Origin of the sequence: Bradyrhizobium sp. LA6.8, assembly GCF_040547935.1 — a bacterium.
Taxonomy (GTDB): Bacteria; Pseudomonadota; Alphaproteobacteria; order Rhizobiales; family Xanthobacteraceae; genus Bradyrhizobium; species Bradyrhizobium barranii.
Genome location: NZ_JBEPQQ010000002.1, coordinates 765,568 through 782,196, shown reverse-complemented (window position 1 = coordinate 782,196; position 16,629 = coordinate 765,568). Strand labels below are relative to the sequence as shown.

The window sequence follows — 16,629 nt, the reverse complement described above, 5'->3', positions numbered from 1 at the left end:
TGGCGTTACCTCTCCGGTCAAGGCGCGCTGCCAACGCCGGCTGACAGCACCGCACAGGGGCAACATGCTTTTCATCGCACTGGCGGGCAATCTCACGCTTGTGCTGTTCCGGCCCATACTTAGGTATGGGTCGCGTACAGGGACGGCGCTGCGATGATCAGCACGGGATGCCGGTCGCGAAGCTTCAGCCCTGGAGTTGGAGCGCTTCGGCCATTCGAACGAGCATTGCCGCGGTCTTTGCCCCGAGCTTCCGCATCACGCTGCCACGATGCATCTTGACCGTCGCTTCGCTGATCGAGAGCTCGCTGGCGACCTGCTTGTTCATCAGACCGGATGCCACCAGCGTCATCACTTGCCGCTCGCGCGTGGTCAGGAGTGCAAACTTCTCCTGCAACTGCGCCAGGTGCGCGCTGTCGTCGCGCCGATCGATGTCCTTCCGGATCGCGGCCGTGATCGCATCGAGAAGATCCTGATCCCGTATCGGCTTGGTGAGAAAATCGACCGCCCCCAGCTTCATGCCTCTGACCGACATGGGAATGTCGCCAAAGGCGGTCATCAGAATCACCGGGATTCCGACATTGATTTTCGTCAGGTACTCCTGCAGCTCCAAGCCACTCGTGCCGGGCAATCTGACATCGAGCACCAGACACGCAGGGGCATCCGACAGTTCGACCTTGAGGAAATCCGAAGCAGATCCGTACAAGGCCACTTTGTAGTGCAGGGACTCGAGCAGGTCGCCAAGGGACTCGCGAACCGCGCGGTCATCGTCGACAATATGAACAACGCCGGAGGGAGGCATGTCTACCGGCTTTCCGACGTCTGAACCGCCTGGCGAAGCGGGAGAGCGAAGGTGAACTTCGCTCCGCACCTCCCGTTTTCTTCCACCCATAGCTGTCCTCCGTGGAGTTTCACTATCTTGCGGCAGATCGACAGTCCCAGACCGAGTCCCGCTCCCTTCGTCGTATAGAGTGTCTCGAAGACCCGCTCTCTATCAGCCGGGCTGATGCCGCTCCCCGTATCCGCGATTGCCACGGAAATCATACCATCGGCGACCCCCGAAGAGAGGGCCAAAATGCGGTTCCCGTCCTCGACCGCGGCCATGGCCTCGATCGCGTTGCGCACGAGGTTGAGGGCGACCTGCTGGACCTGAACACGGTCTGCTTCGACACGAGGCGATGATCGATCGAAGTCGGTACGGACGATGACCCCGGCACGCTCGATTTCCCTGTTCGACAGAAGCAGAACCTCCGCAACCGCATCGTTGATATCGAACTCGGCAAAATGGACCTGCGTGCCCCGCACGAGGGAGCGGACCCCGGTCACAACCTCCGCAGCTCGACGTGCCTGCCTGATGATGCGCGCGACCGATTTCCGGGCCTCCCCGGCTTGAACGGGATCCCGGGCGAGCCACCGGAGGCAAGCTTCCGCGCTCATGATCATGCCCGTCAGCGGCTGATCGATCTCGTGAATGATCGAGCCCGCGAGCTCGCCAAGGGACGTCAGACCCGTCGCCCGCGCAAGCTCGTTTCGCGCGTCGGCGAGAGCCTGCTCCGCCGCCTTCCGTTGCGAGACGTCCGTGATGATGCCTTCCAGCTCGAGGTCTCCCGTGGGCCCCTCATCGAATTGCCCGACGGCCACGACATGCAACGTCTTGCCGTCCCGGTGGACCACGCGGTACTCGTGGGTGAATGGCGACTTCGTGCTGATCGCCTCGGTGAGGTCCTGCTCCAGCGCGGGATAATCCTCGGGATGGACCCGGCTCCTGAACACCTCGAATGGGACGGGGTTTACGTCCAGGTCGATATCCAGGATGCGGTAACATTCGCGCGATCCGCGCGAGAGCAGGGTCCGCGTGTTCCAGCGATAGCTGCCCATCCCGCCGATCTGCTGACCTCTGACCATCCACATGTTGGTCTCGCGCAGCGCCTCGAACAGGCGGACGGATTCGAATGAGACGGCGGCCTGATTGGCCAGCATGGATGTCACCCAGACGCATCGCGGCGTGAATATCTCCTCATCTCCATCCGCTTCGAGATAGAGGACGCCGATCGCCCAGTGCTGGTGAATCAACGGCAGGCACAGCTGCGCTATCTTTCCAGACGGCGGGTTTGCGGGATCGATCAGTGCCGAGCTCTCCGCGCCGGCCTGCCTCACGACCGTTTGCTTGCGATCGAGCACCTGTTCGGCGAGGTCGCTCGGCAGGCGGAATTCGGCGTGCGGCGGGAAGGAGGCAAGGAAGTTCGCCCTCTCGCGCGGGAAGCTCGCATCGGCCTTGGCAAGCAACTCTCTTTGTCCGCTGAGCAGGATCGCCCCCCGACTGGCCCCGGAGTAGCTCAGCGCCTCCATGAGGAGAGCCTTGGCCAATCCCTGATAGCTGATTTCTCTCGAGATAATCTGAAACGCCTTTGCGACCAGATCGAGTTCGTGCGTCTCGTTATCAAGCCTCATACCGAGATGTCTCGTCGTGAAAATCATTTCCAGACGTCTCGACGCATCACCCCGCCGCTTGCGTATCGAGGGGTGGGACGAGAGCGCGTCAGTACGCCGCAACATGTAACGGGACTTGCGAACGTTGCCAAGTTTGGTCGCGAGAGCCGCGGTTCGCGAGCCCGCGCCATGCACGTCGTTGCGCATTGCCCCGGTTTTTTTGAAGCAGGTGTAACCGATGCGACGGCTGCTCCGAATGTCTACGAAAGTGCGAAGCAGCGGGAGTGCGCCCCGCTGGCCGTCGGCATGACCCGCCTGCTGTTCAGGCCCGATCGGGGGGTCGAGACACTGCCGCGCAGGCCTGCATCGGCAAAGGACGGGAATGATGACCGCGGACTCTCCGAAGACAGAACGCCTGAATGCCCTCTCGGACGCGGTTTTTGCAGTCGTTATTACAATTCTCGCCCTGGACCTGCGCCCGCCACACGCTCCGAGCCTCGATGCTCTGTTCGAACTCTGGCCGACCGTCATCGGCTACGCAGTCAGCTATCTCTTCATCGCCATCGTCTGGGTGAACCATCACCATCTTCTGCACTATGCCAGCGCGGCGACGCCCCGATTGATCTGGGGAAACTTCGCTCATCTGTTTTCCGTATCGCTGCTGCCGTTCTCGACAGCCTGGATCGCGAGCTCAAGGCTGGCGCCGCTGCCCGTCACCGTCTACGCCGGCGTATTCGCCCTGGTGAACGCGACCTATCTGCTGCTGCGCTGGGAAGCCGTCGACCGGCCGGCGATCGAGGCGATCCCGGGCCAGGCGCGCATGATGATGCGCATGCGATCCTTGACCACCCTGCTCGGCTTCCTCGCCGCGGCGGCCGTCTCGTTGCACTATCCCATGCTCGCGCTGGTCATGATCTGCATCTGCCTTGCAGTGTATCTCAAGCCTCAGGTCGCACGACACGTGCCACGTCCTGCTTCAGAAGATACAACGATACTGCAAGCAGCACGACATCCTTCATCAGGAACGGAACGTTGCCCGTCATCGCCGGAAAGCCGCCCGCAGCAGCGTCCCAACCGTCCGGCATAAACGGAATGATCGTGACTGTTGCGATGAAGGTACCGGTCGATCCAAGGGCGCCCAGAATGCCGAGCCGCTTGCTCCAGAAGCCCGCGAATATCAAGGCACCAAAGGTCCATTCGGCGACGCCGAGTAACCAGCTGGCACCTTGATGGCCGAAAGCGGGATAGAGCCACCAGATCAGCGGACCGTTGCTGATGAAGGGGTCCAGGCGATCCGCCTCGTACGCCCACCATTTCTGGTAGCCGAAGAAGAAGAATAGGATCACCATCGACGCCCGGACGATGTGGTAATCCATGTCTCCCGCAAGCAGCCCCGATATCGGCAGCCTGCTTGCGAATGATTTGCGCGGGGCACTCGCCAATGTACTCATGGTGTCGATCCTCCTGATCCTAACTGACAGGCCCTTGCGTGGTCAGCGTCTGACCGAGATCGATCAGAAGCCGGCAGACAAGACCGTCGGGTGCGAAGTCGAGATCGACCTGCGCGCCCGGCAGGGCCCTTGCGATCAGTTGCGTGCCAAAGCCTCTGCGTTCGGGCTTGGTCACAATCGGTCCGCCGCGCTCGCGCCACTGGATCGCAAGACCTTGTCCGCCGAGATAGGGCGGACTCTCCCAGATCACCTCGACGGCTCCTGCCGTCGATGTCAGCGCGCCGTACTTGCTCGCGTTGGTAGCCAGCTCGTGAATGATGACGTGCAGCGCCAAGGCGATGTGCGGCTCCAGCGTGAGGTCCGGCCCCGCGAGCAGAATGCGGCCCCTGTGAAACATCGCGTGCGGCTTGAGCGTTCGTTCCAGCATCGCCGCGAGAGACACGCGCTGCTCTCCCGCGGATTCGATCATCCTGTAGGCATCGGACAGGGTCGCGATCCGTGCCGAGAGCGCCTCGCGAAAATCGGCGGTCGTATTCGCATCGGTGTTGTTCACGAAGCACAGAACGATGCTGAGAATATTGCGCATGCGATGCTGCAATTCCCTGACGACAAGCTCGAGCTCGTCGTCCCGGATCGGGGCGATCCGGTCAAAGTGCGCGCACCCGCTTCCGTCGTCGTGGAACGAACCGGTGACAGTGTGCCTCATGTGCAGACCTATCGCTGTTTGCTGAACCGGATTTCGATCAACACCCGCGGCAGATTTTCAGCTTCTTGTCGAGATCTGCGTCCAGACCTTCCAGTTTCCGGTTGAAGTCGGTAATGCGCTTCTGCAACGCATCCTCGGCGACTGAATTCGGCATGAATTCATTGCCGCGCGGCTGCACCTGGACGGTCTCAGCCGGGCTCGGCGCTTTCGGCGACGGCGCCGGGAGCGGATCTGCCAGGGCGGTTAGAGGAATGGCGGCGAAGCTCAGGATGAGGGATGAACGGAGTTGCATGGTCGCGCCTCAACGCAGTTGATTGCCATGATGACGCGCACATTATGCAGCATGTGTACGAGCCTCGCTGTTCGTGGATTGCGCCGATTGAGGCGATATTGTTGGAATGATTCCTTCTGCGCCCCCCGATTCATCCTAAGGTGCCGCCGGCGCGGGCCTTTGCTCCGCGAGAATGACCGAGAAGAGCCCGCTGTCGTCAGTCCAATCGGCGACGGGATGCCATCCGCCGGCCTGCAGCAGGACGAAGGCATCCCGCCGCCCGTATTTGAGGCTGTTCTCCGTGTGGATGGTCTCGCCCTTCGACAACGAGAAGACGCGACCGTCGACCTCGAAGCGGACGTCGCGCGTGGCTTCCAGATGCATCTCGATACGCGCCTCCGCATCATTCCAGCGCGCCAAATGGCGAAAGGCGCCCAGGGGAATCGAGCCGCCCAGCTCGCGGTTGATCCGATGCAAGAGGTTGAGATTGAATGCTGCAGTCAACCCTTGCGTGTCGTCATATGCCGGCAGCAGAATATCCTGACCCTTGATACGATCGATGCCGATCAGCAGCATCGATCCGGCACCCAGGGTCACCGCCATGGCCCGCAACAGGTCGACCGCCGCAGGCACAGTGAGGTTTCCGATCGTCGACCCCGGAAAGAAGCCAAGGCGCGCAGTCGAGGCAATCTCGTCCGGCAGCGCAAAGGGATAGGTGAAATCGGCCTCGGTTGGATAGATCGGCAGTCCCGGGAATGCATGCGACAAGCCTACCGCAACCTCCCGGAGGAATTCGCCCGAGATGTCGATCGGCACATAGGCAGAAGGCTCCGCCTCTGCCAGCAACAGTCGCGTCTTTGCCGACGAGCCTGAGCCGAATTCTATGACTGCGCGGCCCGGCCCCGCGAGCGCGGCGATTTCCGATGCTGCGGACGCAAGGATCGATCGCTCGGTTCGTGTCGGGTAGTATTCGGGCAGCAGCGTGATGGCTTCAAACAGAGCCGATCCGCGGCGGTCATAAAGCCATCTCGCCGGAATTGCCTTTGGCGCGAGGCTCAGCCCTTCCATGATGTCATAGCGGAACGCCGCCGTCAGCTCGGCCACCGTAGATCGCATTTCGTTCTGGAGTTGAAGCAATTTCGGCTTTCCTTCGCACGAAGTCTCGGTCGGCCCGGCCCGCGGCCGCAATGACGTCAGGAGACCAATGTCGACAATTTCTTCAGGCCACGATGGATATTGATCTTGACCAAGGCCGCCGACTGTCCGGTCGCACCGGCCGCTCGCGCGATGCTCAGACCATTGAGCTTCACGAGGCGGATCACGCTCTCTTGCGCAGGCTTCAACCGGCCGAGCAGCTGGTCCAGCGCAGCAGCGCTGATCGCGGCACCTTCGTGATCCTCGATTGCGATGTCTTCGTCGAGCGCGAGCGCGCTGTAGCGAGACGCATCGCGCACACGATCGACCCATTTATAGCGGGCAATCGCCGTGACCCAGGCGCCGAAGGGCTTCGAGGCCGCAAACGTGTGGCGTTTCGCGTGAATGGCCAGGAGCACCTCCTGCCTCGCATCGTCGGCGGCGGGATAGGGAAGCCGGCGCGCGTAGTAGGCCCGAAGCCACAGATCCAGCTCCCGCAGCAAGCGCTCATATGCGTCTCCATCCCCTGCTCGCGCCGCAAGCAGAAGCCGGCCCCATCGCTCCGAACAATCGTTCCATCTCTCCCAACGGGCCGCCTTCCGGCGATCATGTCGCGGCGAATCCGTATCCCCTCGGGGTCGTGCACGCGCGGGCTCGTCGCCGCAGGACGATGGCGTCGCCATAGAGGACGTGATGTCGTCACCCGAGAGCGCTTTCATCTTCGAAGGCTCCTGTCGAGACACTCAAGCAGCGCGCTCGTTTCGAACGGCTTTCTGAGAAGGCAGAATGCGCCGATCGAGGCCGCTTCGGCGTCCAGCTGCTTGTGAGGAAGCGCGGTAATGAGAATCACCGGCGCTCCGACCTTCTGCTGCTGGAGCTCGCGAACGAGGTTGAGCCCACCCATTCCAGGCATGTGAACGTCGGCAATGATGCAGTCGAAGCTGAACCGGCCGGCGTAGCTCAGCAGCGCTTCGGCCCTGTCAAACGGCTCGGAGCGGTAGCCGATCGATCGCATCAGATCCACCAAAGACAGGCACAGGGCCTCGTCGTCATCGACGACACCTACGTAAGGGACCTTCACCTGACTTACCCTCGCAAGACGCGATCATCATCGAAACGCGATCGCAACACGGGCGATTGAAGCGCAAGCCGCTCTCCAGTTGACCAGGCGGCTGCTGTCGTGACGTTCGATGCTTGTTCGCGAGAGGCACATGTTCGGTCTCCCCAACTGAGGAAAATCCAGTAGCTGCGCCAGGATCGGTTGCGCATGTCGGTCTCGAGCATGCGTTCGGTGGGTGCCTCCGACAATCTCGCGATTGTGATGCACAGACCCATACTTTGGTATGGGTTTGCGGCGCCAAGGGCGAGCCACCGAGGGCGACGCGGACGCGTAGCAGAACGACCGTGTCGTCGTCTCATGACGTCATTCGCAGATGCCAGAACGCGGGCGAGGTCAGGTCACGCCGATCCCGGCCGCCTGCGGCCGAACAGCGCAAGTTTGAAAAATGCACGATAATCCGCGCACAGCGCGTCCTTCGAAGCTTGGCTACCGTTCAGATCACGACAGACGTCGACGCCGCCCTTGGCGCCAATCTGCGACCTCGAGGATGAGACGACATCCGATGGACCATCTCATAAAGAAACTGTCCGAGCTCGATCTGGTCAGAGGCGATTTTGACTACCATGCCACGCGTGTGGCGATGATCATCGTCTTCTTCGTCTTCAGCTGCCAGAAATGGTTCGACTACGAAGCGCACGCGTTGATCCCGTTCATCAGCAATGGTCCGCTGATCTTCTGGCTGTATCCGGTGTTTGGCGTGCGCGGCGCGGCCTACTTCCTGGGTTCAGCGGAATTGTTGTTTGGATTTCTTCTTCTGCTCGGCTTCTGGAGCAGAAGACTGGCAGTCCTGGGATCGCTGGGTTCATGCGCGACCTATGTCGCCACCGTGACGATCATTCCGTTTTTCCCCGATGCCTGGGCCGCGCCGGCCGGCGGATTTCCTGCGGCCACGTTGCCGTTCCTCTTCCTCATGAAGGATGTCGTACTGCTTGCGGCCTCCGTCTATCTGCTCAAGCGGGACCTCCTCCGGGCAGCAGCCGACGTGTCGCCGGCTGAGAACGGGATTGTTCGACAGGAAGCGATGCAATAGCGCCGGTTGGCACTGGAAGAGCGGGATCAGGGTCGTCCCCCGTGACGGGCGATGAACTGCTCGGCTACATCGGCGAGGTCGTTGCCGATGATCTGCGTGAGCGTAGGTTTGCGACGACGGCTTATCGACCTTGACGCTGTCCACGCTGAGCGACCTTTCGAAGACTCCCGCTTTTCTCCCGCGCTCAAGCTCGATGCTTCATCCACGGTTGAGCGGAATTGCCGATCTGAGCGCATCGGAACAACTCTTGTCGGTGACGCTGGGTCCGAACGGAATGTGGCTCATGCCATGGCTCCGATCCCGGCTATTGTTGGGGATTGGCGTTGGGAGTACGTTCCCGAACGGGACAGGTGAACACCTTTCCCTCCTTTTCAATCGACTGGCCGGCTAGTTCCGGAGTCCGGCAGATGCACGTATCCTCACGGGTATCCACGAATGGCAATGCCGGTCTCAAGGCGTCATGGGACGACGGCGAGCGCGTCTTTTGCCGTGAATGGCGCCGGGACGCCGATGGCGACGTCAACAGTGTCCTGACCGTAAGGGCGGCTACGGAACATCCGCCGGCCGCGGTCCTCGACCGGCTCGCCCATGAATACGCCTTGCGCGACGAGCTCGATGGGACCTGGGCCGTACGGCCGCTGGAGCTGATCCGCGACGGTGGTCGAACCTTGCTGATATTGGAAGATCCCGGCAGCGAGCCGCTCGAGCAGTTGCTCGGCGCGCCGATGAAGCTGGACCATTTCTTGCGATTGGCTCTCGGCATCACCACCGCCGTCGACCAGCTGCATCGGCAGGGCCTGGTCCACAAGGATTTGAAGCCGGCCAATCTTCTGGTGAGCGGAGCAGACGAGGTCAGGATCACCGGATTTGGCCTTGCATCTCGCCTGCCGCGCGAACGACAGCAGCTCGAACCACCGGAGACCATGGCGGGCACGCTGGCCTACATGGCGCCCGAGCAGACCGGCCGCATGAACCGGTCCGTGGATTCCCGCAGCGATCTGTACGCACTTGGCGTGACGTTCTACCGGATGCTGACGGGCGTACTGCCGTTTACCGCGGCCAATCCGATGGAATGGGTGCACAGCCACATCGCGAGACGTGCCGTTCCGCCCGCCGAACGAGTCAATGACGTGCCTTGCGCCGTGTCGGCGATCATCATGAAGCTCCTCGCCAAGACGGCCGAGGACCGCTACCAGACCGCCGCCGGCCTCAAGAGCGACCTCGAACGGTCACTCGCCGAATGGGAAGCGCAGGGACGAATCGATGATTTCGTCCTGGCCCAAGCCGATACACCGGACCGCCTGCTGATTCCCGAACGGCTCTACGGCAGGGAGCACGAGATCGAGGCGTTGCTCACCTCGTTCGATCGCGTCACCCGGAGCGGCACGCCCGAGTTGATCCTGGTGTCCGGCCCCTCCGGTATCGGCAAGTCCGCTTTCGTCGACGAAATGCACAAGGCCTTGGTCCCGTTGGGAGGGTTCTTCGCCTCCGGCAAGTTCGATCAGCACAAGCGCGATATGCCTTACGCGACGCTCGCGCATGCGCTTCAAGGCCTTATCCGAGGCCTCCTCGCCAAGAGCGATGCCGATCTGGCACCCTGGCGTAGCGCACTGCACGACGCGCTGGGCCAGCTCGGTCAACTGATGGTGGATCTCGTACCGGAACTGCGGCTGGTGATCGGGGATCAACCGCCTGTCCCGGACGCTCCCCCGCAAGACACACAGCGACGCTTCCAACTCGTCGTTCGACGCTTCATTGGCATCTTCGCCAAGCCTCACCATCCGCTCGTGCTTTTCTTCGACGACCTGCAGTGGCTCGACCTGGCCACACTGGATCTGATCGCGTTTCTTCTGAACAGATCCGACCTGCAAAATCTGCTTCTCATCGCCGCCTATCGACGCAAGGATGTCGACGTCAAACATCCGCTGGCACAACGGCTCGTCGAAATTCGCGCCTCCCGTAAACGGGTGCGGGAAATCGACCTGGCACCCCTCACCCGCGCTGCCATCGAGGAATTCACCGCGGATGCACTTCACTGCGAGCCGGCATACGCCATGCCCCTGGCGCAGCTGATATACGAGAAGACGAACGGGAATCCGTTCTTTCTCACGCAGTTTCTGCGGGCACTGGCCGAAGAAGAACTACTGGCCTTCGATCATGACAAGCGACAGTGGCGCTGGGATCTCGAACGCATCAAGGAAAAAAGCTACGCCGAAAACGTCGCGCGTCTCATGGTCGGCAAGCTGAGCGGTTTGCGCGACGAGACACGTCGGGCCCTGCTGGAGCTGGCCTGCCTGGGCAACAGCGCCGAGATCGCAACGCTCTGCCTCGTGCACGGAGCATCGGAGCAGACGCTGCACGCGGATCTGCGAGACGCGACGCGTCTCGAACTGGTCCGACGCCTCAAGAGCTCTTACGCGTTCGTCCACGATCGTGTGCAAGAGGCCGCTTATGCGCTTCAACCGGACCAGGACAGGCGAACGGCCCTGCACCTTCGGATGGGTCTGGTCCTGGCAGCGCAGCTGACGCCCGACGAAACCAACGAGCGCGTCTATATCGTTGCCAACCAGCTGAACCGCGGCATCGCCGCTCTGACGAACGGCGCTGAACGCGAACAGGTCATTGCCGTCAATCTCGCCGCGGGCCGGCGCGCGCGAAATGCAACGGCCTACCACGCGGCAGCAACCTACCTTGAAATCGCCCGCGAACTGCTCGGGGAGGAAGGGCATCCGCGGTGCAGCCGGGACGCCTTCGCGATCGGCCTGCTCCACGCCGAATGCAAATTCCTACTCGGCGAGCTGAACACGGCAGAAGCGGAACTGACGGTCCTGTCGCAGAGCTGTTCGGACATTCAGGCGAGCGCCGAGGTCGCCAGACTCCAGGCGCAGCTATACACCACCGCGGGACAGCTCGAGCGCGCGGTCGACGTTTGCCTCGCATTTTTGCGCAGAACCGGGATTGACTGGTCTCCTCATCCCAGCCGCAGCGAGGTGGACGAGGATCGGCGACGCCTGCGGAGCTTGACCGAAAAGCTGTCCGACGAGCAGCTTCATGCGCTACCGCCGATGACCGATCCGGATCATCGTGCGACCATGGGCGTCCTGGCCGACCTCCTCACGCCTGCGTTTCTCACCGATCGCAACCTCTCCGACACCATGCTCATGGCGGCCACTCGACTGACGCTCGAGCACGGGACCAGCCCTGAAGCGTGCTACCCGCTGACCGCCATATTCGGCGTGCTCGCGAGCAATTCAGCCGATGCCGAACTTGGATTCCGGCTATCGCAATTTGGCGCAGCCCTTGCTGACAGGCAGCCGCAGACAGGGCTGAGCGGTCGGGCGCTTTTGGTATTCGGCCTTCACGTGACCCCATGGATTCTCCCGATCCGATCGGGACGGCCGTTCATTCGGCGCGCACTCGCAATCTGCTTGACGACTGGAGATCTGGCATTCGCGGCGTATTCGCATCGCGGACTGATATCGGTGGATCTCTTCTGCGGCGATCCGCTCATGGACGTCTGCTCGCGCGCCGAGCGGTCTCTGGCATTCGCCGAGGGTCTGGGCGTCCGATTGGCTGCGGAGGGCCTCATCAGGCAACGAGATCTGGCGCAGAGCCTTATGGGGCGCAATGGCCGGAATGACTTCGAGAGCCCCGCGGCGCTTCAGCCCTCGGATGCGAGCGAACCGATAAGCGCCTTCTTCTACTACGCGACGCAAATTCAGATCGAAGTCATTGCCGGACGTGACGATGTCGCGATTGCCCTCGCCGCACGCGCAGAAGCGCTCTCATGGTGCGCCCGCTCTTATTCGGATTTCACCGAATACCGGTTCTACACGGCGCTCGCTCATGCCGGGGCTTATCACGCATCACGCCCCGAGGATCGCGAGCGACGCCTCAACGACCTCCGCGAACACCACCGCAAGCTGACAGTCTGGTCCAACCGTTGCCCCGCGAATTACGCTGCCCGGCAGAAGCTCGTCGCGGCGGAACTCGCGCGCATCGAAGGCCGCGAACTCGAGGCGGAACAGCTGTACGAGGAATCGATCCGATTGGCGCAAGAATCCGGCTTCGCGCAGATCGAAGCGATCGCTGCGGAACGCGCGGCAGGGTTCTACGAGGCGCGCGGCATTCGAACGGTCGTTCTGTCCTACCTGACAAAAGCGCGCGATTGCTACGCGCGCTGGGGCGCCGAGGCGAAGGTGAGCCAGCTCGAGAAACTCCATCCGGGCCTGCGGGAGCGAGGAGCCGCGCTCAGCGCCGCAGGGACGATCGGTGCACCTGTCGAACAGCTGGACCTTGCGACGGTTCTCAAGGTGTCCGAGGCTGTTTCAGGCGAGATCCTGCTGGAGAAGCTCACGGAGACCCTGCTTCGTTCGGCCATCGAGCATGCGGGTGCGGAACGCGGCGTGCTGATTCTACCGAGGGGTTCCGAGCTGAGAATTCGGGCGGACGCGGTGACAGGCGGCGGTTCGATCGCTCTCGATCTCGCCGATTCACCGATCTCCGCCGCTGAGGTCCCGATGTCGATCGTGCTTTACACGGCTCGCGCCCAGGAAAGCGTCGTGCTCGACGATGCCTCGACGAGCAGCGCGTTCGGCGGCGACGAATACATCCAGAAGAAGCACGTCCGATCGGCCTTGTGCGTGCCGCTCGTCAAGCAAGGCAGGGCGGTGGCATTTCTGTATCTCGAGAACAATCTCGCCTCGCGCGTCTTCACACCCGCCCGGATCGCGATTCTCAAATTTCTCGCATCCGAGGCCGCGACCTCGCTCGACAATGCCCGTCTGTACCGGGAGCTTCAGGAGCGGGAGTCGAGGATCCGCCGGCTGGTCGATGCCAACATCATCGGGATCTTCATCTTCGATCACACCCCCGACATCCTCGATGCCAACGACGCGTTCCTGAAGACCATGGGATATGATCGCGAGGATCTTGCCGCAGGCCGGTTGCGCTGGGCAGATCTGACGCCGCCCGAATGGCAGGAGCGCACCGACCGCGCCCGGGCCGAATTGAAGGCGACGCGGGTTGTCCACCCGTTCGAAAAGGCGTTCTTCCGCAAGGACGGCAGCCGGGTGCCGGTGCTGACCGGCGGAGCCTTGTTCGACGACGAGCAGGAGCAAGGCGTTGCCTTCGTGCTGGATCTCAGCGAGCGCAAGCGCGCCGAAACCGAGGCACGCGAGAACGAGCAGCGTTACCGCGAGGCTCAGATGGAGCTGGCCCACGCCAACCGCGTGGCGGTGATGGGACAGCTGACGGCGTCGATCGCCCACGAGGTCAATCAGCCGAACACCGCCGTCATCGCCAGCGCACAAGCGGCCTTGAGCTGGCTCGATCACCAACCACCGGCACTGGAGCAGACGCGCAGGGCGCTGACACGCGCCATCGAGAACGGCATTCGCTCCAGCGAGGTCATTGAGCGAATCCGGGATCTCGTCAAAAAATCACCGCCCAAACGGGATTCCCTGGCGATCAACAACGTCATCGGCCAAGTCATCGAACTCACGCAGGCTGAGGCGGCACGGAACGATGTCGCGATCCAGACGGTGTTCGCCGATCGTCTGCCCAAGGTCATCGGCGATCGCGTCGAGCTGCAGCAGGTCACGCTCAACCTGATCCTGAACGCCATCGAGGCGATGAGCGAGACAACGGAGGGCAAGCGTGAGCTGTTGATCCAGACCGCAAGAGCAGATGCCGAGAGCATACGCGTATCGATCACGGATTCGGGACCGGGCTTGTCGGCAGAGGGCCTCGCGCGGCTGTTCGAACCCTTCTACACGACCAAGTCGGGCGGCCTCGGTGTCGGACTGTCGATATGCCGCTCGATCATCGTTGCGCATGGCGGCAGGCTCTGGGCGACCGCAAACGAACCGCGCGGAGCCGTCTTCCAGTTCACCGTACCGGTCGATGACGGCTTTACGGTTGGTTGAATCATCTCGGCTGGCGTCATCACGCCGCAAAATTGGTGGGATGACCTGTAACCAAGGCCGGGCCGCGGACGAAATATAGCCATCGGATCGCGCCGGCGAAGCCAAGCACGGGCCGGAACAGATCCGCCATCGACGGCGTGCTGCAGGGAGAGATCAATTGGCACTGTCCTGGCAACAAGGCCCGCTTTCAACGGGAGCAATCGGCCGCTTTCTCGTCCCCGAGCCGCTGCCCAAGCGACTCCTGTACGTCGAACCGTTACGCCGCCGCATCCGCGTGCGCTTTGGGGGAAGCTGGATCGCCGATAGCGAGCGGGTGCTCCTGCTTTTCGAACCGGGCCGTTATCCTGTCGCCTATTTCCCGGAGGCCGATGTTTCCCCACATGTGCTGGAACCTACCGAGCACATCACGCAACACGCCGATCTTGGGCCGACGTCCTGGTACAGCGTTCGGGTCGACGAGCAACACATCGCGGCGCGAGGAGCGTGGCGGCACACCAACCTGCCCGCCCATGTAGGCGATTTGCAGGGTCTGATCGCTTTTGCCTGGCGGGCTATGGATGCCTTCTACGAGGAAGACGAACGCATCGTAGGCCACGCCGCCGATCCCTATCACCGCATCGACATCCGCCAGACCTCTCGTAACCTCGTGGTCAACCACCAGGGCCGGGTCATCGCCGATACAAAGCGGCCGCTGGTCCTTTACGAGTCCGGCTTTGCACCGCGTTGGTATGTTCCACGTGCCGACATCGATGAGGCTGCCCTCACTCCGGTCAAGCTCCAGACCTTCTGCCCGTACAAGGGCCTCTGCAGCTATTACTCCATCGGAGACGCGCGCCAGGCGGCATGGTCGTATCCCGACGCCTATCCCGAAGTCCGCCGCATCTCCAATTTTGTATCGTTCGAGCCGGACATCGTGACCGTCCGTCTCGATGGCACGCAGATACGTCTCGAACCCGGCCAATTGGTGGTTCCACACGGCCCCGATCGTAATCTTGACATCGCCGAGGTGGTCGCGGAGCCAACGCCTGGTGGCCGGCCCGCTGAAGCTGCAACCAGTCCCCTCCATCGGCGCTCGTGAGACGAACGAGCATATCTTCGAGATCGCGCAGCATTCAGCCTTTCGCGTCCACGACTATTGTGGCCCTCAACGGAGCCGCTCATCCCGAGCCTCCACTACGGGAGCGCCACAATGTCCCATCGTTCGAACCAGACACGCTCGATCCGCTCCGCTTTTGCGGGCCTTCTCCTGATCGGCTTGCTGTCGCCCGCACATGCCTCCGACCGGAACAGCTCTCTCGACGCCCTCCCCGATCTGCCGTCGCGGGCCGCCGCGCGTTTCGCCTCGGCCGAGCCGACGTCGCGCCTGCCCTGGCTCGCTCCGGTCGGCCACCGTCAGCCGAGCCGGGCCGATGCGCCTCAATCGGATGCTCTGTCGGCCTGGGAGCGTGAGCAGCAGCAGCGCGATCAGATGCTGGATCGCAAGCTCATCATCTGCCGCGGATGCTGAGCTAGCCCGGCCACCTCACGCTCGCCTGCCTAGGCATTCTCGCCAGCCGATGCCGCCTCTGCACTCTTCGCCAGCTCCAGATCGTCAATCATCGCAGGCGTCTGCGTAGACTTTCGCCATTGCGCGGGGGTGATGCCCATGTGGCTCTTGAACGCCCGCTGGAACGCCGCCTCGGACAGATATCCGACCGCTTCGGCCACCGCTCCGGTCGAGAGCGAGGATTTCCTCAGTTCGTTCGTTGCCAGCGTCATTCGGATGTCGGTCAGCAGTTCGCTGGGCGAACGTCCGACCTTCTCCTGGAATTGACGGGCGAGTGTCGCACGCGACATGTTGGCGAGCTGCGCGAGCTCGGGCAGCGTCCATGCGCGCGCGGGCGCATTGAACATGGCCGCGACGACCGGCGCGAGGCGTGGGTGACCTGCGAGCGCAAGCAGCCCGCGTGGCGCGTCCCCGGTCTCGCTGGCGAGGCGCAGCACGAGCGCGAACATCGCCGTCGACAACGCGTTCAGCATCGCGCGGCCGCCCAGCTGATCGTCTGCGGTCTCGCCGCGCATCAAGGCAACGAGACCTGCGAGCTGCCCCGCCGTGTCCCGCTCTCCGGCCTGCGCGCCCGCCCTCACGATCAGCACCGGCGGCAGATAGTTGCGCAGCAGCCGGTCGTGCGGCGGGGCGATCGAAAAATGCCCGCACAGCAGATCGAGCCGGGCGTCCGAGCCGGGATTCTCGCTGATCGTGAAGTTGAGTGACGCGCGGTTGCGGGCCTTCAGCGGCGCGGCTCCGCTGCCGTCGTGCATGACGTGCCGGGGGTTGCGCGGCAGCAGCAGAATGTCGCCGGCCTCCAGTAGCAACGGCCGGCCTCCCGCCGGATCGTCCAGCACCGCCGAGCCGGCGAGCACCGCGTGGTACGGGATTTCGTTGGCCTCGCCCGGCCCCTGCTCGATCCGCCAGGGCGCGCCGTAGGAGCAGCGCAGGTCCAGACGGCCGCGCACCGGCATCATCTCGAACAGCCGGCTCAGCCAATCCATCGTATTCCTCTCTCGGCACGTCGCCTGAGAC

At 62.7% G+C, this 16,629-nt stretch carries 13 protein-coding genes and 1 pseudogene; 5 read left to right on the top strand and 9 right to left on the bottom strand.

From position 1 onward, the window contains the following. Window positions 1-184: 184 nt before the first annotated feature. Both ABIA90_RS10760 and ABIA90_RS10755 read right to left on the bottom strand, forming a co-directional pair. Window positions 185-799, bottom strand: a complete 615-nt coding sequence (locus ABIA90_RS10760; RefSeq protein WP_166078228.1) for a response regulator transcription factor — start codon at window positions 797-799, stop codon at window positions 185-187. A 2-nt stretch (window positions 800-801) separates the two neighbouring features. Continuing rightward, the gene (locus ABIA90_RS10755) at window positions 802-2,634 is read right to left on the bottom strand and encodes an ATP-binding protein (RefSeq protein WP_354118794.1); all 1,833 of its coding nucleotides are present in this window, start codon (window positions 2,632-2,634) and stop codon (window positions 802-804) included. A 175-nt stretch (window positions 2,635-2,809) separates the two neighbouring features. On the opposite strand from ABIA90_RS10755, the pseudogene ABIA90_RS10750 reads away from it, so the two are divergent. Next, a pseudogene (locus ABIA90_RS10750) lies at window positions 2,810-3,082 on the top strand (TMEM175 family protein); the annotation flags it as partial. 283 nt (window positions 3,083-3,365) lie between these two features. Here ABIA90_RS10750 and ABIA90_RS10745 read toward each other — a convergent pair. From ABIA90_RS10745 to ABIA90_RS10720, 6 genes are all read right to left on the bottom strand, one after another. Next, a complete protein-coding gene (locus ABIA90_RS10745; RefSeq protein ID WP_354118793.1) occupies window positions 3,366-3,878 on the bottom strand; it encodes a YkgB family protein in 513 nt (170 codons plus the stop codon). Between the two features lie 19 nt (window positions 3,879-3,897). Then, the gene (locus tag ABIA90_RS10740) at window positions 3,898-4,584 is read right to left on the bottom strand and encodes an HWE histidine kinase domain-containing protein (RefSeq protein WP_354118792.1); all 687 of its coding nucleotides are present in this window, start codon (window positions 4,582-4,584) and stop codon (window positions 3,898-3,900) included. Window positions 4,585-4,621: 37 nt separating this feature from the next. Then, window positions 4,622-4,876, bottom strand: a complete 255-nt coding sequence (locus ABIA90_RS10735) for a hypothetical protein (protein ID WP_063980878.1) — start codon at window positions 4,874-4,876, stop codon at window positions 4,622-4,624. 135 nt (window positions 4,877-5,011) lie between these two features. Further along, window positions 5,012-5,971, bottom strand: coding sequence for an L-histidine N(alpha)-methyltransferase (gene egtD / locus ABIA90_RS10730; protein ID WP_354118791.1), 960 nt, complete (start codon window positions 5,969-5,971; stop codon window positions 5,012-5,014). 77 nt (window positions 5,972-6,048) lie between these two features. Next, a complete protein-coding gene (locus tag ABIA90_RS10725) occupies window positions 6,049-6,492 on the bottom strand; it encodes a sigma-70 family RNA polymerase sigma factor (protein ID WP_223153778.1) in 444 nt (147 codons plus the stop codon). 212 nt (window positions 6,493-6,704) lie between these two features. Further along, window positions 6,705-7,070: a response regulator transcription factor gene (locus ABIA90_RS10720; RefSeq protein ID WP_063980875.1), complete on the bottom strand. Its 366-nt coding sequence runs from the start codon at window positions 7,068-7,070 to the stop codon at window positions 6,705-6,707. Window positions 7,071-7,611: 541 nt separating this feature from the next. On the opposite strand from ABIA90_RS10720, the gene ABIA90_RS10715 reads away from it, so the two are divergent. The 4 genes from ABIA90_RS10715 to ABIA90_RS10700 all read left to right on the top strand — a co-directional run bounded on the left by ABIA90_RS10715 (window position 7,612) and on the right by ABIA90_RS10700 (window position 15,573). Continuing rightward, a complete protein-coding gene (locus ABIA90_RS10715) occupies window positions 7,612-8,139 on the top strand; it encodes a YkgB family protein (protein ID WP_354118790.1) in 528 nt (175 codons plus the stop codon). A 407-nt stretch (window positions 8,140-8,546) separates the two neighbouring features. Beyond that, the gene (locus tag ABIA90_RS10710; protein ID WP_354118789.1) at window positions 8,547-14,066 is read left to right on the top strand and encodes a trifunctional serine/threonine-protein kinase/ATP-binding protein/sensor histidine kinase; all 5,520 of its coding nucleotides are present in this window, start codon (window positions 8,547-8,549) and stop codon (window positions 14,064-14,066) included. A gap of 157 nt (window positions 14,067-14,223) precedes the next feature. Next, window positions 14,224-15,144, top strand: a complete 921-nt coding sequence (locus ABIA90_RS10705) for a DUF427 domain-containing protein (protein WP_354118788.1) — start codon at window positions 14,224-14,226, stop codon at window positions 15,142-15,144. A gap of 111 nt (window positions 15,145-15,255) precedes the next feature. After that, window positions 15,256-15,573 (top strand): hypothetical protein, encoded by a 318-nt coding sequence (locus ABIA90_RS10700; RefSeq protein WP_071916798.1) that lies wholly within the window; start codon window positions 15,256-15,258, stop codon window positions 15,571-15,573. Window positions 15,574-15,602: 29 nt separating this feature from the next. Here the strand turns inward: ABIA90_RS10700 and ABIA90_RS10695 are convergent, their stop codons facing one another. Beyond that, window positions 15,603-16,571 carry an AraC family transcriptional regulator gene (locus tag ABIA90_RS10695; protein ID WP_354118787.1) on the bottom strand — a complete coding sequence of 323 codons (969 nt, stop codon included), beginning with the start codon at window positions 16,569-16,571 and terminating at the stop codon, window positions 15,603-15,605. Window positions 16,572-16,629: the final 58 nt, after the last annotated feature.

Bases quoted from the DNA above. Each gene is read 5' to 3' on its own strand.
- ABIA90_RS10715 (WP_354118790.1), top strand. From the start codon at position 7,612: ATGGACCATCTCATAAAGAAACTGTCCGAGCTCGATCTGGTCAGAGGC.
- egtD (WP_354118791.1), bottom strand. From the start codon at position 5,971: ATGCGATCTACGGTGGCCGAGCTGACGGCGGCGTTCCGCTATGACATC.
- ABIA90_RS10695 (WP_354118787.1), bottom strand. From the start codon at position 16,571: ATGATGCCGGTGCGCGGCCGTCTGGACCTGCGCTGCTCCTACGGCGCG.
- ABIA90_RS10710 (WP_354118789.1), top strand. From the start codon at position 8,547: ATGCACGTATCCTCACGGGTATCCACGAATGGCAATGCCGGTCTCAAG.
- ABIA90_RS10700 (WP_071916798.1), top strand. From the start codon at position 15,256: ATGTCCCATCGTTCGAACCAGACACGCTCGATCCGCTCCGCTTTTGCG.
- ABIA90_RS10740 (WP_354118792.1), bottom strand. From the start codon at position 4,584: ATGAGGCACACTGTCACCGGTTCGTTCCACGACGACGGAAGCGGGTGC.
- ABIA90_RS10735 (WP_063980878.1), bottom strand. From the start codon at position 4,876: ATGCAACTCCGTTCATCCCTCATCCTGAGCTTCGCCGCCATTCCTCTA.
- ABIA90_RS10760 (WP_166078228.1), bottom strand. From the start codon at position 799: ATGCCTCCCTCCGGCGTTGTTCATATTGTCGACGATGACCGCGCGGTT.
- ABIA90_RS10745 (WP_354118793.1), bottom strand. From the start codon at position 3,878: ATGAGTACATTGGCGAGTGCCCCGCGCAAATCATTCGCAAGCAGGCTG.
- ABIA90_RS10755 (WP_354118794.1), bottom strand. From the start codon at position 2,634: ATGCGCAACGACGTGCATGGCGCGGGCTCGCGAACCGCGGCTCTCGCG.